The 22,139-nt window shown below is 41.3% G+C and carries 25 protein-coding genes; 2 read left to right on the plus strand and 23 right to left on the minus strand.

Annotation, left to right across the window (positions count from 1 at the left end; genetic code table 11):
- Positions 1-26: 26 nt before the first annotated feature.
- The 7 genes from GJS40_RS11595 to rplS form a co-directional block, all read right to left on the minus strand.
- On the minus strand, positions 27-185 hold the full coding sequence (locus GJS40_RS11595; RefSeq protein ID WP_270898020.1) for a hypothetical protein: 159 nt from the start codon (positions 183-185) through the stop codon (positions 27-29).
- A complete protein-coding gene (locus GJS40_RS11600; RefSeq protein ID WP_270898021.1) occupies positions 160-507 on the minus strand; it encodes an EscU/YscU/HrcU family type III secretion system export apparatus switch protein in 348 nt (115 codons plus the stop codon). Before GJS40_RS11600 ends, GJS40_RS11595 begins: the two co-directional genes overlap by 26 nt.
- Positions 504-2,213, minus strand: a complete 1,710-nt coding sequence (locus GJS40_RS11605; RefSeq protein WP_270898022.1) for a hypothetical protein — start codon at positions 2,211-2,213, stop codon at positions 504-506. Before GJS40_RS11605 ends, GJS40_RS11600 begins: the two co-directional genes overlap by 4 nt.
- Positions 2,214-2,225: 12 nt before the next feature.
- The gene (locus GJS40_RS11610) at positions 2,226-2,996 is read right to left on the minus strand and encodes a ribonuclease HII (RefSeq protein ID WP_377901869.1); all 771 of its coding nucleotides are present in this window, start codon (positions 2,994-2,996) and stop codon (positions 2,226-2,228) included.
- A 5-nt stretch (positions 2,997-3,001) separates the two neighbouring features.
- A complete protein-coding gene (gene ylqF / locus GJS40_RS11615; protein WP_270898024.1) occupies positions 3,002-3,868 on the minus strand; it encodes a ribosome biogenesis GTPase YlqF in 867 nt (288 codons plus the stop codon).
- 15 nt (positions 3,869-3,883) lie between these two features.
- Positions 3,884-4,435: a signal peptidase I gene (lepB, locus tag GJS40_RS11620; RefSeq protein ID WP_270898025.1), complete on the minus strand. Its 552-nt coding sequence runs from the start codon at positions 4,433-4,435 to the stop codon at positions 3,884-3,886.
- Positions 4,436-4,586: 151 nt separating this feature from the next.
- Complete coding sequence (gene rplS / locus GJS40_RS11625; RefSeq protein WP_270898026.1) at positions 4,587-4,931, minus strand: 50S ribosomal protein L19; 345 nt, start codon at positions 4,929-4,931, stop codon at positions 4,587-4,589.
- Positions 4,932-5,253: 322 nt separating this feature from the next.
- On the opposite strand from rplS, the gene GJS40_RS11630 reads away from it, so the two are divergent.
- Positions 5,254-6,390 carry a methyl-accepting chemotaxis protein gene (locus tag GJS40_RS11630; protein ID WP_270898027.1) on the plus strand — a complete coding sequence of 379 codons (1,137 nt, stop codon included), beginning with the start codon at positions 5,254-5,256 and terminating at the stop codon, positions 6,388-6,390.
- Between the two features lie 19 nt (positions 6,391-6,409).
- Here the strand turns inward: GJS40_RS11630 and trmD are convergent, their stop codons facing one another.
- From trmD to smc, 9 genes are all read right to left on the minus strand, one after another.
- On the minus strand, positions 6,410-7,108 hold the full coding sequence (gene trmD, locus GJS40_RS11635; protein WP_270898028.1) for a tRNA (guanosine(37)-N1)-methyltransferase TrmD: 699 nt from the start codon (positions 7,106-7,108) through the stop codon (positions 6,410-6,412).
- A complete protein-coding gene (gene rimM, locus GJS40_RS11640; RefSeq protein WP_270898029.1) occupies positions 7,105-7,629 on the minus strand; it encodes a ribosome maturation factor RimM in 525 nt (174 codons plus the stop codon). Before rimM ends, trmD begins: the two co-directional genes overlap by 4 nt.
- Positions 7,630-7,645: 16 nt before the next feature.
- Positions 7,646-8,035 (minus strand): YlqD family protein, encoded by a 390-nt coding sequence (locus GJS40_RS11645; RefSeq protein WP_270898030.1) that lies wholly within the window; start codon positions 8,033-8,035, stop codon positions 7,646-7,648.
- Between the two features lie 85 nt (positions 8,036-8,120).
- Positions 8,121-8,357, minus strand: coding sequence for a KH domain-containing protein (locus GJS40_RS11650; protein WP_270898031.1), 237 nt, complete (start codon positions 8,355-8,357; stop codon positions 8,121-8,123).
- Positions 8,358-8,389: 32 nt separating this feature from the next.
- Positions 8,390-8,668, minus strand: a complete 279-nt coding sequence (gene rpsP / locus GJS40_RS11655; RefSeq protein ID WP_270898032.1) for a 30S ribosomal protein S16 — start codon at positions 8,666-8,668, stop codon at positions 8,390-8,392.
- Positions 8,669-8,761: 93 nt separating this feature from the next.
- A complete protein-coding gene (gene ffh, locus GJS40_RS11660) occupies positions 8,762-10,108 on the minus strand; it encodes a signal recognition particle protein (RefSeq protein ID WP_270898033.1) in 1,347 nt (448 codons plus the stop codon).
- Positions 10,098-10,448: a putative DNA-binding protein gene (locus tag GJS40_RS11665; RefSeq protein ID WP_270898034.1), complete on the minus strand. Its 351-nt coding sequence runs from the start codon at positions 10,446-10,448 to the stop codon at positions 10,098-10,100. The genes ffh and GJS40_RS11665 overlap by 11 nt, the downstream gene beginning before the upstream one ends.
- Before the next feature lie 108 nt (positions 10,449-10,556).
- A complete protein-coding gene (ftsY, locus tag GJS40_RS11670; RefSeq protein ID WP_270898035.1) occupies positions 10,557-11,549 on the minus strand; it encodes a signal recognition particle-docking protein FtsY in 993 nt (330 codons plus the stop codon).
- Between the two features lie 45 nt (positions 11,550-11,594).
- The gene (gene smc, locus GJS40_RS11675; protein ID WP_270898036.1) at positions 11,595-15,182 is read right to left on the minus strand and encodes a chromosome segregation protein SMC; all 3,588 of its coding nucleotides are present in this window, start codon (positions 15,180-15,182) and stop codon (positions 11,595-11,597) included.
- 161 nt (positions 15,183-15,343) lie between these two features.
- Here smc and GJS40_RS11680 point away from each other — a divergent pair, with 161 nt between their 5' ends.
- Positions 15,344-15,568: a DUF1128 domain-containing protein gene (locus GJS40_RS11680; protein ID WP_270898037.1), complete on the plus strand. Its 225-nt coding sequence runs from the start codon at positions 15,344-15,346 to the stop codon at positions 15,566-15,568.
- Between the two features lie 9 nt (positions 15,569-15,577).
- Here the strand turns inward: GJS40_RS11680 and rnc are convergent, their stop codons facing one another.
- The 7 genes from rnc to recG all read right to left on the minus strand — a co-directional run bounded on the left by rnc (position 15,578) and on the right by recG (position 22,137).
- On the minus strand, positions 15,578-16,348 hold the full coding sequence (gene rnc / locus GJS40_RS11685; RefSeq protein WP_270898038.1) for a ribonuclease III: 771 nt from the start codon (positions 16,346-16,348) through the stop codon (positions 15,578-15,580).
- A gap of 97 nt (positions 16,349-16,445) precedes the next feature.
- Positions 16,446-16,679 (minus strand): acyl carrier protein, encoded by a 234-nt coding sequence (gene acpP, locus GJS40_RS11690; RefSeq protein WP_270898039.1) that lies wholly within the window; start codon positions 16,677-16,679, stop codon positions 16,446-16,448.
- Positions 16,680-16,757: 78 nt separating this feature from the next.
- The gene (gene fabG, locus GJS40_RS11695) at positions 16,758-17,501 is read right to left on the minus strand and encodes a 3-oxoacyl-[acyl-carrier-protein] reductase (protein ID WP_270898040.1); all 744 of its coding nucleotides are present in this window, start codon (positions 17,499-17,501) and stop codon (positions 16,758-16,760) included.
- A gap of 13 nt (positions 17,502-17,514) precedes the next feature.
- Positions 17,515-18,447, minus strand: a complete 933-nt coding sequence (gene fabD / locus GJS40_RS11700; RefSeq protein WP_270898041.1) for an ACP S-malonyltransferase — start codon at positions 18,445-18,447, stop codon at positions 17,515-17,517.
- Between the two features lie 10 nt (positions 18,448-18,457).
- Positions 18,458-19,438: a phosphate acyltransferase PlsX gene (gene plsX, locus GJS40_RS11705; RefSeq protein WP_270898042.1), complete on the minus strand. Its 981-nt coding sequence runs from the start codon at positions 19,436-19,438 to the stop codon at positions 18,458-18,460.
- 12 nt (positions 19,439-19,450) lie between these two features.
- Complete coding sequence (gene fapR, locus GJS40_RS11710; RefSeq protein WP_270898043.1) at positions 19,451-20,014, minus strand: transcription factor FapR; 564 nt, start codon at positions 20,012-20,014, stop codon at positions 19,451-19,453.
- Between the two features lie 83 nt (positions 20,015-20,097).
- Entirely contained in the window at positions 20,098-22,137 is a 2,040-nt protein-coding gene (recG, locus tag GJS40_RS11715) for an ATP-dependent DNA helicase RecG (RefSeq protein WP_270898044.1), read from the minus strand.
- Positions 22,138-22,139 lie beyond the last annotated feature (2 nt).

A 22,139-nucleotide genomic window follows, 5' to 3' on the forward strand; every position in this document is an offset into this window, starting at 1 on the left:
TTGACACGATATTTCTACAAATTCATTTATTTTTTTTCCTCTTTTTTGTTGCTTTTCTCTTTTTTATTTTTCTTTTTTCCAATGGCACCGAGTTGTTTTAGCTCTTCTATACTGCGAAAAAAGCCAAGTTCATTTCCTGCTTCCATCGAGGCAAACAATTTATTTTTCCGCTTTTTTCTCTCCATCACGTCGCTCTCCTTTTTTCAACTTAGCATGTCCTTGTGGAGTTTTTTCATGCATTTGTTGATCCACGCGGTATAAAAAAGCAAACAATTCAGCTACCACTTCGTATAAATCGGGCGGAATGGCTTCATGAATCTCTAACTGCGATAACAATTCTACAAGAGATGGATCTTCTTGAATGGGGATGTCATGTTCTTTCGCTTGTTCTATGATTTGTTCTGCGATATACCCTCTCCCTTTTGCCTTCACATAGGGAGCAAGGTCATTTTCCGGTTCATAACCTAAAGCGACCGCACTTTTTCGTTTTTTTCCTTTTTTGTTCATATTCGAATGTCCACCCCTTCATATCCAACGTGAGCTGCGTCACGTTGATCCGCTCGTTTCATTGTTGTTGGATTTTTCCAATAGAGAGCGTTGAATTGATAATGAAGCTTTTCCAATTGTTTTTGTAAATACGGTTGCCACATCGCTATGATTGCTTTTGGTTCTTCTTTTTCATTAAAAATGGTAACTGTCACCACTCGTTGTTGAATGTGAACGTCTGTCACCATTTCACCGAAATGTGCCATCTCTAGATAAAACAATATTCGACAATGGGCAGGATCAATGTGGTTTGTTTTCGTTTTTCTTCCTTCCCACTGAATCGTCACATCTGTTTGATGCCCTCCCAAAAAAAGAGGTACTTGAATCGTCGTTTGGTGCAGCCATCCATGTTGTTCCTCGGCCAGTAGTTGGGCGCCCGTTACACGATGAAGGACAGTTTCCGCTTGTTCTCTCACTTTTGACGGCAAGTATGGCAGCTTCTCTAAAAGAGACATTTTCAGCGTTCTTTGTTGCATGTGATGCTCAAATATATTTTTTTCATGAAAAAATCCGGACAGTTGGGGGAAATTTTTTAAAAGACGTAGAAAAGCGTTGGCATTCTCGTCCGAAGATAATCCTTCTACATGTGTTGGTAGGGTAGCGATCCACTGTTGCAGAGAAGACGCACTTTGAGAAGTCCATATTCCCCTAGCACTTCCTAGCCAAGCGAACAGGCGTTGAAACGACTCCAGTCCTTTTCTCCCTTCCATTGTTGATAAGCTTGTGAAAAGCGTGCGAAAGAACGTTTCGGGTTGTTGTTCATGCAAAAGCCGAACATTTCCTTCTTTGATGGAAAAGAGATCCATAATGGTAGTGTGCTCTTGGGATAGCACGGTTTGTTGCAATGTAGTTAAAAATCCCGACAGGTGGATGTCCCCTTTTACAATATTCGCTTGTTGCAACGTACGTAACAAATAGAGAGGGTTTTCGAGACTTCTTTGGATAAGTCGATGAAAAGCTTCCAGTTGTGGCGAAGAAGGTTGTCCATTTTCCTTTGGGATCGTACTAGATTGAATGATCGTCGTAAGCATATGTTGGACAGACTTTAATGCCTCAGACTGCTTCATTGGTAACGCTTTCGCACTTTCGTTCATTAGTTGTTGCTCGAATTGTTTCAGTTGCTCCACAAGCGGTGGACCGGTAAGTGCGGCTCGTACCGCTTGAAAAGTCCTTTCTGTAAAGGGGATATTCCGGTGGTACATATGAGTGAACACACGTACCCCTTCCTCATTCATCAATTGGAACCGTTTTAACAACGCGCCACCTTGTTGAATCATTTCTTTGGAAAATGGTATTTGTTCTTTTTGAAACAATTGTAACATCATTTCATTTGCTTTATTGAAAGGAAGATCCATCGCTTTCAACACGTCATTTGTCGTTTGGGCAGGAATAGGAACCGTATTTCGAGGGGTTTCTAACACTTTTAAATGAGGGACTCCTTCATTTTTTGTCACTTGAAAAAAATACTTCTCACCGACACTAATAGCCGCCTGTAAACGTGCTATCACATGCATGGTACCTAATCGTAGCGAAGCAGTTTGATTCGGGTACAGCTTCAATACTTTTCCTTCAAATATTTGTCCTGGTTTTAATTGTAAAAGTTTCGCTTGTGCTGCCGAACGATGGACGGATGTTGCATTTATCGTTTGAAAACTCGTCCGTTCCATAAAATCCTCCCCTTAGAGCGATTGGACCGGCGCAAAACTAGTACGATGTTCTTCTGTCGGTCCATATGTACGTAGTGCTTCCAAATGTTCTTTCGTGCCGTAACCTTTATGTTTTTCAAACCCATAGTGTGGATAGCGAAGAGCTAACGTTTCCATATAACGATCCCGCTCTACTTTTGCCAGAATAGAAGCAGCTGCAATAGAAGCACTGACACAATCCCCTTTTGTCAAAGACAACTGCTTAATCGGTACATCGAGCGTTAACGCATCGATAAAAAGAAGATCCGGCGCGACATGTAAACCTGCCACTGCTTTTCTCATGGCAACTTTGGTCGCTTCATAAATATTCATGTCATCGATGTCTTGCGCAGAAACGTGAGTGACGTGATAGGCAATAGCATGCTTTTTAATTTCCTTTTCATATGTATGACGAGCAGCTTTTGATAATTGTTTCGAATCCGTTAAACCAGGAAAACGGATATTTTCCGGAAGAATCACTGCCGCAGCAGTAACCGGACCGGCTAACGGACCACGTCCGGCTTCATCCAGGCCGGCAATCCATTCATAGCCTTTTCTTTTCCATTCCTTTTCATAAATGAATAGTTGATCATACGCCTCAATTTGTGCTTTCAGCCGAGCTTTTTTTCTTTCATATTGTTCAAGAAGACGAATCACTCCTTTGCGCTTGTCTTTCCGAAGCATTTGCAAAAAAGTGTCGTCTACTTCGTCATGTTGCAAATATCTTTTAATATCGGAAATGGTGTAAGTGGAGCTTTTTTTCACATGTATCATGCGTCCTTTTTTTCTTCTTTGTAGGATTCAAATGTCAATCGTCCTAATTTTTGTTTTCTTATTTCTTGTAACAGTAATTCGGCCGCTTTTTCGCAATCAACCACCCCGCCGGCACGGAGACAACCTCTTTTTTTCCCGATTTCTTCTAATATCGTTTCTTCCTTCATCTCTTTTACATTGGAAAGGGAAAAACGTTCTGTGAGCGCTTGAGGATATTTTTCTTTCAATAAACGAAGGCCAAATTGTGCTATTTCTTCCAAGTCTAACAATTCATCTTTCACTGCCCCTGTTAAAGCAAGGAAATACCCTACTTTTGGATCTTCAAATTTTGGCCAAAGAATTCCCGGGGTATCCAACAATTCTAAAGTGCGGTCTACTTTTAACCATTGCTGAGCCTTCGTTATTCCTGGCCGGTCCCCTGTTTTGGTCAGTTTTTTTCCAATAAGATAATTAATGACCGTTGATTTTCCAACGTTAGGAATCCCAACGACCATCGCGCGTATCGCTCGCGGCTTCATTCCTTTTCTTTTCCATTTATCATATAATGGTGCAGCTGCTTTTTTTACTTTGGCTAAGACATCTTTTTTCCCCGTTTGCGCCAATGCATTGATCGCTACGGCTTCTATTCCTTCCTCGTTAAAGTGAGCGACCCATTTCTTCGTCTCCACCGGGTCTGCCATATCGCTTTTCGTTAAAAGAATGACGCGCGGTTTTCCTTCTAATAATTGCCGTAAAAGTGGATTTTGCGATGCTTTAGGAATGCGTGCATCTACTAATTCTAAGACGAGATCTACTTTTTTTAATTGTTCTGATACTTCTCTTTTTGCTTTAGCCATATGGCCAGGAAACCATTGTATGCTCATGACTGTCTCCTTTCGTTACGGTAACCAATTCAGATGGGAAACTGGCCAAAACGTCAGTGTCGCTTGACCGACAATGTCTTCCATCTTCACAAGTCCAAACATGCGAGAATCCAAACTATGGCGCCGATTGTCTCCAAGGACGAACACATAACCTTCAGGAATGACGTCATAACCGGAAGATTGTTTTAACGTAAAATCCGGCGTAATCGTCGTCCCATTCATTTCTTCCCGAAGCGGTTCTAGAAAAGGTTCGTTTACTTTCACACCGTTAATGTAGAGTTGATCATCATAATAATATAAACGATCTCCTGGTAAACCAATCACTCGTTTAATGTAATCTTTCTCTTCTGTCGCATGAAAAACGATAATATCAAACCGGTCTGGTTCTGAAAACCAATAACTAGATTTGTTCACTATCATCCGGTCTTGGTCTTCTAACGTTGGTGACATGGACTCTCCATCCACAATAATCGGCGCAATGAAATATGTTCGTGTGAACACGGCAATGGTGACAGCAAATAGCAATAAAAGCATCCATTCTCGCCAAGGATCAGATCTTTTCAACATCCTCTATTCCTCTTTTCACATACTACATCCCTTTCATTATATTATAGCATGAACTTTTTGTTTCATAAGATGGCGGAGAAGAAACATTTCCAGTCTATAAAAATAAAAGAAAAGACTGCAATCTATGTGAGGCAGTCTTTTCCATCCATTTTTAGCGAATTTCTTTAATACGTGCTGCTTTACCACGCAAGTTTCGAAGGTAGTAAAGTTTAGCGCGGCGGACTTTTCCACGACGTTTCACTTCAATTTTATCAATCCGCGGAGAATGTACTGGGAAAGTACGCTCTACCCCAATGCCATAGGATATTTTACGGACCGTAAAAGTTTCACTAATGCCGCCACCGCGACGCTTAATCACAACACCTTCAAATACCTGAATCCGTTCCCGAGAACCTTCCACTACTTTTACGTGGACACGGACAGTATCTCCTGCCCGAAAATCAGGTATGTCTGTTTTCAGTTGTTCTTTCGTCACTTCGCGAATAATATCTTGCATGCTATTCGCCTCCCTTTCTCCAAATGCTCTTGTTTGATCAACAGCGGAGCATTGTAGTCAGTGGCTTTACCACATCGATAATCATAGCACATGCCCCTTTGTGCTTCAACCGTTTTTTGTCATTTCATAAAAGATGTGCAGGAAATTTGACCTATGACGAAGAATATATTGAAACAGGAACAAAGCGGAGGTGACATCAGTGAAAAAAATAGCTTTTCTTTTTTTTACGACGACATTTATTTATACCATAATAATTAGTTTCTCGATTTTTTTCTTATTTCATTTAAATGTTCCTAACACTCTGTTATGGACGATGATCCTTATGTTTATCATTATTTTTCCCCTTCTTTTTAGCTGGCTGTTACATCGTCTCATTGTCAAGCCAATGTACGAGATGTTAACGGTGATTCAATCATTGACGGAACAAGTGGATTTATCTCATCGAGTGCAATATCGGGCACAGCATGAATTAGGCTTATTATCACATGGGATCAATCGATTTATTAAAGGTTTTTGGAGAATATTGTTACAAGTCCGTAGTCACGCGCGCTCTTTAACGAAAGAATCAGAAGATATGGCTGCACGCAGTCAACAGTTAGCGAATACAAATGAGCACCTTTCGGAAACGATTGAATCGTTATCCCAAGGTGTGATTTCGCAAGCAGAGCATGCCAAATGGACAGAGAATACGATGATAGAGATGCAAGAAGATACGGAACGAGTCGATCAAGTCACCCATCGTCTTGGCAAGGTTATGAAAACGGCACAACAAAACATTGACCACGGGGAAGAGACAGTCGCTCTTGTCAGCAAAACGATCGTTGAAAATGCCAACAGAGCAACAAATTTAAAAAAGACGACAAACACGCTGACCCAAGTATCGAACCAAGCGAATGAAATTGTCCAACTCATTGGAAATATTGCCAATCAAACAAACTTGCTTGCATTAAATGCCGCCATTGAAGCTGCGAGAAGCGGGGAGTATGGAAAAGGCTTTTCTGTTGTTGCGTCCGAAATTCGCTCTCTTTCCGAAGAAACGGCAAAAGCAGTGGAACAAGTGCAACAAATGCTAGAAGATGTCCAACTTTATGTCATTCAGTCTGAAAAAGAATCCAATGATGTCCATCAATTAACGAAGGAACAGGAAGTGCTCGCAACCAAACTGAAAGAAGCATTTGATGCTTTAAAGAATACCATTTCATCGGTTTATCAAGAAGTCGATGCCATTGCGTCTGCAAATAAACAATTAAAAAAAGGAAGCGACGGAGTGTTAAAACAGATGAAAGAAGTAAGTGAAATGGCTGAGCAATTAGCGTCTCATTCGGAAGAAGCGAGCGCTGCCATCGAGGAACAAACGAGTTCATCACAAGAGGTAGCGAGCGGAAACGAACTCGTAGCGGATGCTGCTCGTGAGTTAATGCACATTGCGGAAAGATGGAAAGGGTTAGATGCCCGCTGACAATTTGTCAATCGGGCATTTACTCCTTTTCTTTTTTCTGTAACAAATCCGGACGCCTTTTTTTCGTGCGAAGAAGCGCTTGTTCCTTTCTCCACTGTGCAATTTTTTCATGATGTCCTGATAGCAAAACATCCGGCACTTTCCAGCCGCGAAAATCAGCCGGTCGCGTATATTGCGGATATTCCAACAGTCCATCGGAAAAAGAGTCATGACGGTGAGAAGATTCATTTCCAAGCACATTCGGAAGAAGTCTTGTTACACTATCTGCAATCACTAGTGCTCCGAGTTCTCCCCCTGTTAATACATAATCTCCGATGGAGAACTCATCTGTTACGAGGTGCTCGCGAATTCTTTCATCATATCCTTCATAATGTCCGCAAATAAAAATAAGGTGTTCTTCTTTTGATAACATTTCCGCATCCCTTTGTTTATATGGTTTCCCTTGCGGACATAACAAAATGATGCGCGGCGAAACGCTCGCTGGGGTTTGTTGCATAACAAATTCACACGCATCAAACACAGGCTGCGGTGTCAACACCATGCCAGCGCCCCCGCCATATGGATAATCATCTACTTTTTTATGTTTGTCCTTCGAGAAATCGCGAATATTGTGCACATAAAAAGAGACCGCTTCCTTTTCCTCTGCTCGTTTCAATATAGAGCTTCCTAATACTCCCGGAAACATGTCTGGAAAAAGAGTTAAAAAGTCCATTCTCACGATGGCAACAATCCTTCCATCTTATGAATCACAATTACTTTTTTCTCTACATCTACTTTCTTTACAACATCTTCAATATAGGGAATAAGAATTTCCTTTTTTCCATGAAACGGTGTTACTACCCAGACATCATTGGCGCCGGGAGCTAAAATGTCTGTCACTTTGCCTAGCTGTTCTCCTTCTTCCGTAACTACAAGACAGTCGATAATTTCAAAGTAATAATACTCATTTTCCTCTAAATCTTGTAAGGCATCGGTCGGTATTTGAAGTTGTGATCCTTTCCATTCCTCTGCATCATTCAATGAAGATAATTCTTTCAGCTTTAATAATATCCATTGTTTGTGCGTACGCACTCCTTCTACTGTTACTTTGACTCTTTCTTTAGTGTCCTGTTTTTGTAAATATAATGCATTTCCGATTTTGAAGCGATCTTCTTCAAAGTCAGTCGTTGATAAAACTTTTAACTCTCCTCGAATCCCATGTGTATTTACAATTTTTCCGACATTCAACCAATCCATCATTCATCCACCTTACTTACTACTCGATGATCTCTTGAATTTTTCCGTCTTTCACAATCACTTCTTTTTCTTTTAAAGGCCACGGATCTCCCGGTTGAATTTCTTCTAATATATCAATTTTCCCAGTTGTTAATAAAGAACCGAGCTCGAGTTGCTCCAGTTGTGATTGTTGAAAAATGACTTGTTTCACTTTTTCTTGTCTTTTCTCTAATTCTTTTTCAAACCGTCTTTTCACTTCTTCTTTTCTTCGAGTAGACTCTCCTGTCTTCCATTGTTTATGCATTTGAAACCGAAGCTGCTCATATTCCCTTTCTAACCGTTCTTTTTCACTTTCTAAATCATTCCACATCTCTTCTCGCAATTCATTTGTTAACACATGTTTCACAATCGCTTTTCGTATGATTCGCATGTGTCACCGCCCTCTTTTTGTTGTACTCTTTCATCGATACGCTATGTGAACAAAAAAGGCAAGGATTTCTCCTCGCCTTGCGTCACTACCATTCATCTTGAATATCCAAGCGAACTCTCTTTTGTTGATGCGTCGCTGCCGCGTATAACACGGATCGAATGGATTTTGCAATTCTGCCTTCTTTTCCAATCACTTTCCCCATATCATCTTCGTGAACAGTCATTGTGTAGACGAGGGTGTTATTTTCCTGATGTTCACGAATATGAATTGCTTCGGGATGGTCTACGAGGGCAGAAGCAATCGTTTTAATTAAAGTGACCATGGATATCCCCCGCCTCTCCTTTAGTTAATATGTTATTTATTGTTTGTGTTCTTTACTTCGTGGAACTTTTTCATAATTCCTTGTTTAGAGAACAGGTTTTTCACTGTATCAGAAGGCTTTGCTCCATCTAACATCCATTTTAACGCTTTTTCATCGTTAATGTTTACTTCTGCCGGTTCCGTTAACGGATTGTAAGTCCCAATTTCTTCAATGAAACGCCCGTCTCTTGGTGAACGAGAGTCCGCTACGACGACCCGGTAATAAGGTTTCTTTTTCGTTCCAATTCTTTTTAATCTAATTTTTACTGCCATGATAGACACCTCCAAAAATATTTACACAATTGCTCATTATAATCATGTTTTTTAAAGCTGTAAAGTGTTTTTCCTTTTCAGGCTATAATTTTCTTACATAAAAGGTAATTGAAAACCACCTTTTCGCTTTTTCTTCCCTTTTTGCATCGACGTCATTTGCTTCATCATTTTTTTCATCTCTTCAAATTGCTTGAGCAAACGGTTGACATCTTGAATCGATGTGCCGCTACCTTTCGCTATGCGCCGTTTTCGACTTGCATTCAAAATGGATGGATTTTGTTTTTCCTCCGATGTCATCGAACGAACAATTGCTTCGATACGGCCGATATGACTTTCATCTACTTGTACATTTTTTAACAACTTTTTGTTTGCACCGGGAATCATCGCAAGCAATTCATCCAATGGCCCCATATTGCGTACTTGTGCTAACTGCTCTAAAAAGTCATCAAAAGTGATGTCAGCGGTGCGCATTTTTTCTTCTAATTCTCGTGCCCGTGTTTCATCGACGGAAGTTTGCGCCTTTTCAATCAGCGAGAGGACATCTCCCATCCCAAGAATGCGAGAGGCCATTCGATCTGGATGAAACGGCTCTAACTGATCAATTTTTTCCCCCATCCCGGCAAATTTAATCGGTGTTCCCGTCACTGCTTTTACTGATAATGCAGCACCACCCCGGGTATCCCCATCTAATTTGGTGAGAACGACACCCGTGATACCGAGCGATTCGTGAAAGCTTTCTGCGACGTTGACGGCATCTTGACCAGTCATTGCATCAACGACGAGCAAAATTTCATCCGGGTTCACTGCTTCTTTGATCTCTACCAGCTCATTCATCAATGCTTCATCGACGTGCAAGCGACCTGCCGTGTCGATCAATACGTAGTCACGATGATCTTCTTTCGCTTGTTCTATTGCCTTTGTTGCGATATTAACTGCTTTTTCTTTATCTCCCATGGAGAATACCGGCATGTTCAATTCTTTCCCAAGGGTTTCTAATTGATCAATCGCAGCCGGGCGATAAATATCACAGGCAACCATCATCGGTTGTCGGTTATGATGTTTCCGTAAATGATTGGCGAGCTTTGCTGTGGTCGTTGTTTTCCCTGCACCTTGTAAACCGACCATCATGACGACCGTCGGCGGTTTCTGCGCATGGGCAATTTTACTCTGTTCTCCTCCCATCAGCTTTGTTAATTCATCATTGACGACTTTAATGACTTGCTGGCCTGGTGTGAGACTTTTCATCACTTCTTGACCAACGGCTCGTTCTTTCACATCATTGACAAATTTTTTCACCACTTTAAAGTTCACATCCGCCTCCAGGAGGGCAAGACGGACTTCCCGCATCATTTCTTTGACGTCTTTTTCCGTCACTTTCCCGCGACTTTTCATTTTGTCAATGGTGTGCTGTAATCGCTCCGCCAAACCTTCAAATGCCATTCACATGCCCCTCCTCTTCTAATTGTTCCAACGATTCCACAATCTCTTTGATACGAAGAGAGGAATCGCTTCTTGCTACCTGTTTTAACTCGTCATACAACGCCATCCTAGTCGTATATTTATCATATAAAGAAAGCTTCGTCTCATATTCTTCTAACAAACTTTCCGTTCTTTTAATATTATCGTAAACTGCTTGTCGACTTACTTGAAAATGGGAAGAAATCTCACCGAGAGAGTAGTCATCGCGATAATACAATTCCATATACTTCTTTTGCTTTTCGGTCAATAAGGGATGATAAAAATCATATAATGCATTCATGCGAACGGTTTTTTCAAGCATGATCTGTCTCTCCCTCAACCTGTTAAGTAAAAAAACTTTACACGATTATATTACAATAGCCTATACTCGTCGTCAAGGGGTTTTCCTTTACTGTCAATTTTTGCGCTTTTATTCATTGGCCGTTTCTTCTTCGATCAGTTCTTGGAACAAGCCGTAAACAAATTGATTGGCGTCAAAAGGTTTTAAGTCTTCTACTCCTTCTCCTAACCCAACAAATTTCACTGGAATATCGAGCTCATTCCGAATGGCAAGCACGATACCGCCTTTTGCCGTTCCGTCAAGTTTTGTTAACACAATGCCACTCACGTCGGTCGCTTCTCGGAATGTTTTCGCTTGACTAAGCGCATTTTGTCCTGTCGTCGCATCCAAGACTAATAAAACTTCGTGCGGGGCGTTAGGCACTTCTCTTGCAATGACTCGTTTCACTTTTTCTAACTCTTTCATTAAATTTACTTTATTTTGCAAACGACCGGCTGTATCACAAAGGAGGACATCCGCACGTTTCGCACGAGCGGAATGAATGGCATCATACATGACCGCTGCAGGGTCGGAGCCGGATGTTTGTTTAACGACATCTACTCCGACTCGCTCTCCCCACACTTCCAATTGTTCAATCGCACCGGCACGGAATGTATCTCCCGCCGCTAATACGACATGTTTTCCTTCTTCTTTAAAACGATGGGCAAGCTTGCCAATCGTCGTCGTTTTTCCGACACCATTCACTCCAACAAAAAGAATAATGGTCAACGCATCTTCTTGCATATTTAAGTGAGCATCTTCTCCTGTTTTATCCAATTTTTCCGCTAGTTTTTCACTAATAATCGGTCCGATGTCTTTCGTTTCTTTCACGTTTTTTAGACGCACTTCATCTTTTAATTCTTCAATTAACTCCAGCACCGTCGTTACACCAACGTCCGCACTGATTAAAACCTCTTCTAATTCTTCAAAGAAATCTTCATCAACGGTGCGGTATTTCGCAAACAATTCATTCATCCGACCTACGAATGAATCTCTCGTTTTCGTGAGTCCTTCTTTAAATTTTTCTGTTACTGCATCGGTTTGTTCGGTAAATTTTTCTTTTAAACGCTTAAAAAAACTCATCGTCCTCGCTGTTTTAAAACAGCTTTTCGCCTCCTTTTTTCTATTTTACTTGACCCCTGTTGCTGTCGCTTCTTGCGCCACTTCTTTTGCGTCTTCAAGTTTCACAGAAACAATTTTTGATACGCCTTCTTCTTCCATGGTGACCCCGTAAAGAACGTCCGCTTCTTCCATCGTCGTTTTGCGATGGGTAATGACAATACATTGCATTCGTTCACGAAACGTTCGTAAATACGATGCAAATCTTTTCACATTCGCTTCATCTAAGGCAGCTTCTGCTTCATCTAAGACACAAAAAGGAGTAGGGCGCACTTTCATCACCGCAAATAAAAGGGCGATCGCAGTGAGAGATTTTTCTCCCCCGGATAAGAGCGATAAATGTTGTCGTTTTTTTCCCGGAGGGCGAGCAATTAAATCAACGCCTGATGTTAATAATTCATCTTCATTCGTCAAATAAACGTCCGCATCGCCACCACCAAACAACTCTTGAAAAATGACTTTAAAATGTTTGCGAATCGCTTGATATGTCGTGGAAAAGCGCCGTTTCATTTCTTCATCCATTTCTTCAATTACTTGAAACAATGCTTCTTTTGCCTCCAGTAAATCCTTTTCTTGCGCTTTTAAAAACGAAACCCTTTCATCAATCCGTTCATATTCTTCAATTGCTCCGATATTTACTGGTCCTAATTCCGCCATCTCCCGCTTGACTAATACTATTTTCTTTTTAACTTCTTCGGGGGGCATCGTCATTTGATAATTGCTTTTCGCTCGTTCAAACGTGATTTCATAGTTCTCTTCTAGATAACGTAACTTCGTATCCAATTCTACATCCAATCGCTCAAATGCTACTTGTAACTCATGAATTCGCTCCTTCCGTTCTTCAAATGTTTCCGTTTGTATTTGAATCGCTTGTTTCAGTTCTTCCATACGATCGAGCGCTTCTACTTTATCGCGACGTAAAAGTGCCATTTTTTCTGTCCATTCTTGTTTTTTCTGAGCAAGCATCTCGATTTTTTCAGGCAATCGGGCGGAAGAAGAAGTGAGCTGCTCACTTTTTCCTTGTAATCGCTCTTTTTCTTTTTTCAATTGCACGATCTGTTCCTTGTATTCCGCTAATTGCTTTTGTAATCGAGTAACTTCTGCTTCATGATACGTAAGGGCTTCCTTCGCTTTCGTCCATTGCACTTTGACTCTCATTTCTTCCTCTTTTACATCGTGCAAACGATCTTTTCTTTCTTTTTCATTTTCTTCTAATGATTGAATGGTATCATTCATTTCATCAATCTCTTTTTGGATTGTATGTAGCTGTTTTTTCAAGGAAGAAATTTTTTCCTCTAATTCATTCCTTTCTTTTTGAAGGGCTTCATGTTCTTTATCAAACAATGCAAGGCGGGAAGAAGCTTGGGATACTTCCCCTTCTTGAACAATCAGTTGTTGCTTCCATTGTTCCCACGTTGATTTTATCTCTTCTAACCGTTCTTGCCACTCTTGTACTTTGACTTGAAGTTGTTGCCATTGTTTCTTTCTATTCGCTACTTCTTTTTCAAAAGCGAGCGTTTTTGCTTGAAAGGATGCTCGTTTTTCTTTTAATGTTTTCAACTCCGTTTGTCGTTCTAAAACTTGCGCTCTGTCTTTCTTTCCTACCCCTCCTGTCATCGATCCTCCTGCATGCAACAATTCTCCGTCTAATGTTACAATTTTTACTTCATAGTTGCAAAAACGACCGAGACGATTGGCGTCTTCTAAAGTTTTTGCGACAACGACTTGTCCTAACAAATAGTCGCCAATGTTTTGATAGCGCTTCGGGATACGTACTAAGTCTTTTGCAATGGCTACAAAGCCAGCGTCCTTTTCTATTTTGAGAAGATGCTCACGCCGTAAACGGCGCGGCTTGATGACGTTTGTTGGTAAAAATGTTGCCCGTCCTTTTTTGCCTTTTTTCAAAAATTGAATGGCTTGTTGGGCATCTCTTTCTGTTTCTGTCACAATATGTTGCATTGCTCCTCCTAACGCCGTTTCAATCGCTGTGACATATCTTTTTTCAACCTCTAATAATTCTGGCACTGCGCCAACAATCCCTTGCAAGGATTTTCCTTTTTCTTGCAACACGGCTTTTACTCCTTGGAAAAAGCCGGCATAGGACGCTTCCATTTCTTCTAACATCTCGATACGCGATTGCATTTGATCAAGATAGCGATATGCATCATACAATTTTTTTTCTTCTTCATTCACAAGCTTTCGGATGGCCACTTCTTCTTTTACGCATTGGGCATAGATTTCTTTTTCCCGTTCATATTGAAGCAAAAAAGCTCGTTCTTTTTCCTTCATTTGTTCGTACGCTTCTTCTGTTTGTTGTCTCGCTTCAATCAACGTGTTATTTTCTTCTTTTAAACGTCGTATTTTTCGGTCCAATTGTACTTTTTGGTCTTCCAATAACCGAATTTCATTTCGAAGAGCGGCTCGTTCATTTAAGCGCTCAATATATTCCCCTTTTAACCGTTCGACTTTTTCATCATTGGTCACTTCTGCTTCTTTTCGTTCTTTTTCGATCGTATGTAGCTTTTTCTTGAGTGCTTCCGTCTCTTGTTTACTCGTTTGTACACATTGTTTTTCCTGCGAAAGTGCGGATTGTATTTCTTTTTGTTTTTCTTTCACTTGTTGTAATCTTTCTTCATAGTCAGCTAGTTGCTCTTTCGTATGTTTGCTTTGTTCTTGAATTAAACGTTGTTCACCTTCTTGTTTTTCCATTTGTTCTGTCATGGTCACCAATTCTTCTTGTACTCGTGCGATTTGTTGTTCTCGTGCTTCTGCTTTTTTTTCTTCTTCTTTTAATTCCGCTTGTACTTGTTGCAGTGAAGCACTTACTTTTTCTCGTTCTTCCTCTAAATAAGAAAGTTCTGCTTTTATTTTCTCCCATTTCGTATGTTTTTCTTGAATTTCCCATACGACGTACTGAATGTCATAGGCTTTTAATTCTTCTTCTTTTTCCAAATAATCTTTCGCAATGGAACTTTGAATCTGAAGCGGTTCGAGTTGTGATTCTAGTTCATGTAAAATATCGTGGACCCGAGCTAAATTATCATTCGTTTCTGCGAGTTTTTTCTCAGCTTCTCGCTTTCGTTCTTTATATTTTAAAACCCCAGAAGCTTCATCAAACATCATCCGCCGCTCTTCCGGTTTACTCGTCAACACTTCTTCCACTTGTCCTTGTCCAATAATAGAGAAGGCTTGTTTACTAAGTCCAGTATCTAAAAACAACTCAATAATATCTTTCCGGCGACAAGGTTTTTTGTTTAATAAATATTCACTTTCACCGGAGCGATACAATCGGCGAGTAACGCTCACCTCACTGTACTCTATCGGTAATTTTCCATCTTCGTTATGAAAAAGTAAAGTCACTTCGGCCCGGTTTACAGCACGGCGAGAGTTGCTCCCTGAAAAAATAACATCTTCCATTTTCGATCCGCGTAACGTGCGAACAGATTGCTCTCCTAATACCCAACGGATGGCGTCGGCAATATTGCTTTTTCCACTACCGTTTGGACCTACTACCGCGTTTATTCCCTGTTCCAATTCAATACAGATAGAATCAGCAAATGATTTAAAGCCTTTCATTTCTATTTGTTTGAGGAACATCATCCGTCCTCCTCTTTATCGTCCATCGTACAACCTTTCCTATTTTACCATAGAAATAGTAGCCCGAAAAATGAATCTATTGTTGCAACGATCCTTGAAAACATCTACAATAACTAAGAAATGATGCGAGTGGAGAGATTATGGTATAGGGAGAGGATACAGTGAATTTAGAAGAACGAACAGAAGAAAATATGGCTTATATGGTCAATCAAATTCGTACGAAATTACAAGCAGTGAATCGTGGGGCACTGCGAGGGGAACGTTTTGACCTACAGAAGTATGATGAGTTAAAAGAAGTCTATGAATTAGTCACGCATAAGGATGGGTTTAGTCTTCAAGAAATCGATGCCATTGTGTCTGAGTTAGGGACGATGACGAAAGAATAGAGCATTGCTCTATTCTTTCTCTATGCGCGCCGTTAATTTTTCTAAAGCTTGTTGAGCAGCATGTTGCTCTGCTTCTTTTTTTGACCTTCCCCGTCCTTCTCCTAGCGTTTCTTCGTTTAAAAAAACGCACGAAATGAATTCGCGATTATGGGCCGGACCAATTTCCTTTTTAATCTCATAATGAATCGTTCCGCTATTGTCTCTTTGCACAAACTCTTGTAGTTGGCTTTTAAAATCCATCATATGCGAAAAAGCACCGTCATCAATTTTAGGAAATACTGTTTGTTTCAAAAAGTGCTTCACTTTTTGAATTCCTTGATCTAAATAAAGAGCACCGACAAAGGCTTCAAATACGTCTGCTAAAAGTGCCGGTCGTTTTCTCCCGCCGGTTATTTCTTCCCCTTTTCCGAGGAAAATGAAATCACCAAATTGCAATTCTTCGGCAAGTGTTGCCAGGGATGCTTCACAGACAATGGCTGCTCTCAGCTTGGTCATTTCTCCTTCACTCATCGTTTGAAACCGTTGAAATAAATGGTCGGAAACCGTTAACTCTAATACAGCATCTCCTAAAAACTCCAGTCGTTCATTATCTTCTACGGAACGAATGCGATGCTCATTCACATAGGATGAATGGGTAAACGCTTGGAGCAATAGCCGGTCATTATTAAATCGGATGTTGAGTTGGTCCAGGAGGTGTTGCAATTTTTCCCGTTCTGCCTCAGACAGGGCGATACTTTTTGTTGCTGGTTTATGATTTCGTTTATGAGATGAACTTGCCATACCCGTTCCTCCAATTTTAAAAAATGAAACAGAGGAAAAGAGACCGCTCGATATCATCTTTTCAAGTTTTTACAAGCAGTCTCTCTTTTTCCGTTTATTATTGCTGTGACTCTATGTAGTTCACGACATCAGCAACGGTAGAAATCTTTTCTGCTTCTTCGTCAGAGATTTCTAGATCGAATTCATCCTCAAGTTCCATCACGAGTTCTACAACGTCGAGGGAATCCGCCCCTAAGTCATCTTTAAATGTCGCTTCTAACGTAATTTCTGATTCTTCCACGCCAAGGCGGTCAGCGACGATTTTCTTGACACGCTCCAGTGTATCAGCCATCCGTCTCACCTCCTTTAAAAGATATTTTTTCATCACCGCCATTATAGAAGATTTCCAACAGAAATGCTATCCAAATTACTATGACATCACCATGCCGCCATCGACATGCAACGTTTGACCTGTAATATAGTTTGCGGCCTCTGACGCAAGAAAACAAACCGCCCGTGCAATGTCTTCTGGCTCTCCAAACTTTCCTGCTGGGATTTGAGCCAAAAGTGACTCTTTTTGTTCTTCTCCCAACTGATCGGTCATATCAGTTGTAATAAAACCGGGCGCAAGGGCGTTTACTTGAATATTTCTAGGCGCAAGCTCACGGGCTAAAGATTTGGTTAATCCAATGACCCCTGCTTTCGCAGCACTATAATTAGCTTGTCCTGCATTTCCAATGACACCGACGACGGAAGAAATATTAATCATTTTTCCTTGACGCTGTTTCATCATAGGACGCATAGCAGCTTTTGCGACGTGAAAAACGCCTTTTAAATTCGTGTCCATCACGGTATCCCAATCTGCTTCTTTCATGCGCATCATTAAATTATCTCTGTTTACCCCAGCGTTATTGACAAGCACATCTAACCGTTCAAATCGGTTCAACACTTCTTTCATCATGGTCTTTACATCTTCTTCAACGGATACATCCGCTTGGATGGCAAAGGCGTCCACTCCATATGATTGACAGAGAGAAGCGACTTCTTCCGCTTTTTCTTTGCTGCCGGCATAGTTGATGGCCACATCTGCTCCATGTTTTGCAAATTCAATGGCAATGGCGCGCCCAATGCCACGAGAAGCGCCAGTAACTAGTGCTTTCTTTCCTTGTAACAACGAAACCCCTCCTTTATTCCTTGAGTAGTGCTTGAATGGATTCAATATTTTCTACCGCGTAAACTTCCACGCCTCTTCTCTGTACACGGCGAACGAGACCGCTTAAAACTTTTCCAGGTCCTACTTCAATAAATCTTGTCACGCCAAGGTCTAATAAACGACGGATAGTATCTTCCCAATATACCGGGGCAGTTACTTGTTTGATTAATTGTTTTTTGATGATGTCTTTATCCGTTGCTTCCGTTGCATTGACGTTTTGAATGACCGGCACCGTTGCATCTGAGAATGAAAGAGCGTTGATTTCTTCTTGTAATTGCTCTTGTGCTGGTTGCATTAAACTCGAATGAAAAGGACCGCTTACAGAAAGAGGAATGACTCGCTTTGCTCCTTTTTCCCGAGCGAGTTCCCCTACTTTTTCCACCGCTTCTTTTTTTCCTGAAATGACAATTTGTCCCGGTGCGTTAATGTTCGCAAGTTCAACTGTTCCTGTCGTGTCAGACACTTCTTCAGTCACTTCTGAAAGCTTCTCTCTTTCCAAACCCATCACCGCAGCCATTGTTCCAACCCCAGTAGGAACCGCTTCTTCCATCAGCAAACCACGTTTTTTCACAAGCTTTACTGCCTCTTTTAAGGAGAGAACGTCGGCAGCAACTAGAGCTGAATATTCTCCTAAACTATGCCCAGCCGCATAGTCTGCTCTAATTCCTTCTTTATGTAATAATTGAAGCACTGCCACACTCACTGTTAACAGTGCAGGTTGAGCGTGCTCCGTTCTCGTTAATTCCTCTAGCGGACCTTCAAACATAAGACGAGATAACCCATAATCTAACGTGTCGTCAACCTGGTCAATCACTTCTTTTGCTTCTATTGTTTGATCGTATATTTCTTTTCCCATCCCAACGTATTGGGAACCTTGCCCCGGAAAAAGAAACGCTGTTTTCCCCATGTTTTTCCTCCTATTTTTCTACTTCTCTTTGGATAATTTCCACCACATTCTCATGAACCATTTGTTTTGCTTGCCGAATCGCATGAAAAATGGCAGTATGATCCGAAGAACCGTGCGCTTTAATGACGGGAGATTTCAAACCAAACAAGCCCGCGCCACCATAGTGTGAATAACTCATTTTTTCCTTTAAACGGACGAAACTGCTTTTCATCATTCCAGCCAACAATTTATTCGTGAAGCTAGAAGTGAATTCCTGCTTTAACAAATGAAAAATCGTTCCTGCCGTTCCTTCGATAGACTTTAACAATAAGTTACCGGAAAAGCCATCACACACGGCCACATCACATACTCCGTTCAATAAGTCTCTCGCTTCTACATTCCCGATGAAATTCACATTGGCTTGTTCTAGTAATTGAAAAGCTTCTTTTGTTAATTCGTTCCCTTTTCCTTTTTCCGTTCCTATATTCACAAGCCCTACCCGCGGTCGATTGACTTTCTTTACATGTTCCATATAAGCAGAACCCATGTTAGCGTATTGCAGTAAGTGGGAAGGTTTTGCGTCTACATTGGCCCCCACATCTAATAATAAAAATCCTTCACCATCAATGGTCGGAAGCATCGGTGCAAGGGCTGGTCGAGCAATTCCCGGTATTCTTCCAACATGTAGTAATCCGGCTGTCATTAACGCACCGGTGTTGCCGGATGAAATACAAGCATCCGCTCTTCCTTCTCGCACTTCCCGAACAGCGAGCACCATGGAAGCATCTTTTTTGCGACGAACCGCTTGTGTCGGTGTATCTTCATCCAAAATTTTTTCTTCCGTATGAAGAATTGTCATACCTTTCGTCGATGTTAAATGTTCATGGATCACTCGCTGGTCCCCGACCAAAATAAATTCTACAGAATCAAAAGCCCGAACAGCGGCCATGGCTCCTGCAATGTGAGCTTTTGGTGCTTGGTCTCCACCCATTACATCAATTGCAATTTTCATTTTCATTCCCCTTTAATTCGTATCCGAATCTGACCGATACATCATAAATTCTCCGTGAAAAACAATTTCCTGGTTCACTTTACTCGTTACTTCAACGACCGTTTGTTTCGCGGAAGAGTCAGTGACGATTGCTTTTGCGACCACTCTCTCCCCAGCTTTTACTTGCCGGTGAAAGTGAATGGTTGCTTTCCTCGTTAAAGCCAATTCGTCGTCAATAATTGCGACGGCTAATGAATTCGCTTGTGCAAATAAATAGTGTCCCCGAGCGATACCCGTTCTAGAAAAAACGTGTTCTTCCGTAATATCCATAATGGAAATCGCTTCTTGGTCTAACCGTAGATCAATAATTTCACCGATGACTTCTTCTAAAGGTAACGCTTTTATTTCATCTAACCGTTCTTTCGCCACGTGTTTAATTCTTTCCCTTACTTCCGGAATGGATAATTCTAATCGGTCCAAGCGGATTGTTTGTACGCTGACGTCAAACATTTCCGCGAGCGCTTCATCCGTTATAAAAGGGTTTTTTTCTAATGTTTCTATTAATAATTGTTGCCGTTCTTTTTTCTTTCGTTTCACCGTTTTGCCACCATCCAGTCTTAGGACTAGGTACTAACATGTAGTATATAAGGGGAGCGTATGTTTTTCAAGAGAAAATCAATCTATTTTTCATGGAACAAGACTCCTGTTTTTTGTACATGTCGACGTAAATGAATCAATTCTTCTGATTTCCAAAAGACGTCATTGTTTATTAATTGAGAGGCATCTTTTCGCGCTGTCTCTAACGCGCGGTGATCATGTACGACGTCCGCAATCCGAAATTCCGGGAGACCACTTTGTTTTTTTCCAAACACATCCCCCGGTCCACGTAATTCTAAATCTTTTTCTGCCAATAAAAAACCATCTTCCGTCTCTTCCATGATGCGCATTCGCTCTATTCCCGTTTCTCCTTTCGGGTCAGCGATTAAAATACAATACGATTGGTGCTCTCCTCGCCCGACTCGACCTCGTAATTGATGGAGTTGCGCCAAGCCAAACCGATCGGCATCATAAATAAGCATGACACTCGCATTTGGAACATTGACACCTACTTCTACAACAGTAGTAGAAACGAGAATATGGGTCTCCCCTTTGGAAAAAGATTGCATCACTTGTTCTTTTTCTTTAGAGGGAAGCTGTCCATGTAATAAACCGATGCGAAAGTGCGGAAAATGTGTTTGTAATTGGGTATGCACATCGATGGCATTTTGAACGTCAAGTACTTCTGACTCTTCAATCAGCGGGCAAATAACATATGCTTGTCTGCCTTTTTGAATTTCTTTTTCAATGAACACGAGCACTCTTTCTAATAAACCCGGCTTGACCCAATACGTTTGAATGGGCTTTCTTCCAGCCGGCAACTCATCTAAGAGAGAGACATCCATATCTCCAAATACGCTAATCGCAAGGGTGCGGGGAATAGGGGTTGCTGTCATAAACAACACATCGGGATCATTTCCTTTGGCGTGTAACGAGCGGCGCTGTTCTACCCCGAAGCGGTGCTGTTCATCCGTGATGACGAGTCCCAATTGATTAAATATCACATCGTCTTGAATGAGTGCATGGGTGCCAACGACGATCATCACTTCTCCTTTTTCCATCTTTTCTTTCCATTCTTTTCGTTCTTTTGGACTCGTCGAACCCGTCAATAAGGCAATTTCTATCTTTTCTTCTTTAAAAAATGTCTGCAATGCATGGTAATGCTGTTCTGCCAAAATTTCCGTCGGAACCATCAAAGCAGACTGCGCTTTTGCAAGGGATACAGCGTACATGACGACCGCAGCCACCACTGTTTTTCCTGAACCGACGTCCCCTTGCAACAAGCGATTCATTTTTCGATTGGAGGATATGTCTCTTAAAATTTCTTGAATCACCCTATGTTGGGCTTTCGTTAACGAAAAAGGTAAGCGCTCGATAAAACGCGCCACCGCTTCGTAAGAAAATTGGTGACTTCTTCCGATATTCGGGCGACGAATGTAGCGTTTAAACCACTCCATCCGCAGTTGATACAGTAAAAATTCTTCATACACGAGGCGGCGCCGAGCATGTTTTAAACTTTCTTTTGAAGAAGGAAAATGGATTTCCCGCAATGCGATATGTTTTTTCGGCAGTTTGTACCTTTTTAAATACGCCTCCGGTAGCACTTCTATCACTTTTTCTCCCACTGCGTCTATTGCCAAACGGATATAGCGACGCAGCTGTTTCACCGTGACTTGTTTTCCCCTTGCGTAAACCGGCTGGATGGTGTTTGACTTACTCGGTCGTTTCATTTGTACTTCATTTACGGTCATAGACAATTTATATTGATCCCATTTTCCCGTGATCGTAATCGTCTCTCCTCGTCGCAGCTGCTTCCGTAAAAAAGCTCGGTTGAAAAAAACCGCGGTAATGAGGACCGTATCGACCATGACTCGAACGGTCATGCGTGATTTTTTCTTGCCATAATAGCGAACGAACGGCTCTGTTTGAATGGTGCCTGTAACAGTGGCATTTTCACCATGCGCAATATCGGTGATTTTTCTCACTTCAAAATGTTCATATCGATAGGGAAAATGATGTAATAAATCGTCAATTGTCTTTATCCCAATGCTTTGTAATTGTTTTGCCGTCTCTTCTCCAATCCCTTTTAATTGCGTAACCGGCTGAGAAAATTGTGCATCCATCC

This window comes from Aliibacillus thermotolerans, from assembly GCF_027853235.1.
Lineage (GTDB): Bacteria > Bacillota > Bacilli > Bacillales > Marinococcaceae > Aliibacillus > Aliibacillus thermotolerans.

Coding starts and splice junctions, on each gene's coding strand:
- GJS40_RS11595 (WP_270898020.1), bottom strand. CDS start 185: ATGGAGAGAAAAAAGCGGAAAAATAAATTGTTTGCCTCGATGGAAGCA.
- GJS40_RS11600 (WP_270898021.1), bottom strand. CDS start 507: ATGAACAAAAAAGGAAAAAAACGAAAAAGTGCGGTCGCTTTAGGTTAT.
- GJS40_RS11605 (WP_270898022.1), bottom strand. CDS start 2,213: ATGGAACGGACGAGTTTTCAAACGATAAATGCAACATCCGTCCATCGT.
- ylqF (WP_270898024.1), bottom strand. CDS start 3,868: ATGAGCATACAATGGTTTCCTGGCCATATGGCTAAAGCAAAAAGAGAA.
- lepB (WP_270898025.1), bottom strand. CDS start 4,435: ATGTTGAAAAGATCTGATCCTTGGCGAGAATGGATGCTTTTATTGCTA.
- rplS (WP_270898026.1), bottom strand. CDS start 4,931: ATGCAAGATATTATTCGCGAAGTGACGAAAGAACAACTGAAAACAGAC.
- GJS40_RS11630 (WP_270898027.1), top strand. CDS start 5,254: ATGTTTATCATTATTTTTCCCCTTCTTTTTAGCTGGCTGTTACATCGT.
- rimM (WP_270898029.1), bottom strand. CDS start 7,629: ATGATGGATTGGTTGAATGTCGGAAAAATTGTAAATACACATGGGATT.
- GJS40_RS11645 (WP_270898030.1), bottom strand. CDS start 8,035: ATGCGAATCATACGAAAAGCGATTGTGAAACATGTGTTAACAAATGAA.
- GJS40_RS11650 (WP_270898031.1), bottom strand. CDS start 8,357: ATGGTCACTTTAATTAAAACGATTGCTTCTGCCCTCGTAGACCATCCC.
- rpsP (WP_270898032.1), bottom strand. CDS start 8,668: ATGGCAGTAAAAATTAGATTAAAAAGAATTGGAACGAAAAAGAAACCT.
- ffh (WP_270898033.1), bottom strand. CDS start 10,108: ATGGCATTTGAAGGTTTGGCGGAGCGATTACAGCACACCATTGACAAA.
- GJS40_RS11665 (WP_270898034.1), bottom strand. CDS start 10,448: ATGCTTGAAAAAACCGTTCGCATGAATGCATTATATGATTTTTATCAT.
- ftsY (WP_270898035.1), bottom strand. CDS start 11,549: ATGAGTTTTTTTAAGCGTTTAAAAGAAAAATTTACCGAACAAACCGAT.
- smc (WP_270898036.1), bottom strand. CDS start 15,182: ATGTTCCTCAAACAAATAGAAATGAAAGGCTTTAAATCATTTGCTGAT.
- rnc (WP_270898038.1), bottom strand. CDS start 16,348: ATGGCAAGTTCATCTCATAAACGAAATCATAAACCAGCAACAAAAAGT.
- acpP (WP_270898039.1), bottom strand. CDS start 16,679: ATGGCTGATACACTGGAGCGTGTCAAGAAAATCGTCGCTGACCGCCTT.
- fabD (WP_270898041.1), bottom strand. CDS start 18,447: ATGGGGAAAACAGCGTTTCTTTTTCCGGGGCAAGGTTCCCAATACGTT.
- plsX (WP_270898042.1), bottom strand. CDS start 19,438: ATGAAAATTGCAATTGATGTAATGGGTGGAGACCAAGCACCAAAAGCT.
- recG (WP_270898044.1), bottom strand. CDS start 22,137: ATGGATGCACAATTTTCTCAGCCGGTTACGCAATTAAAAGGGATTGGA.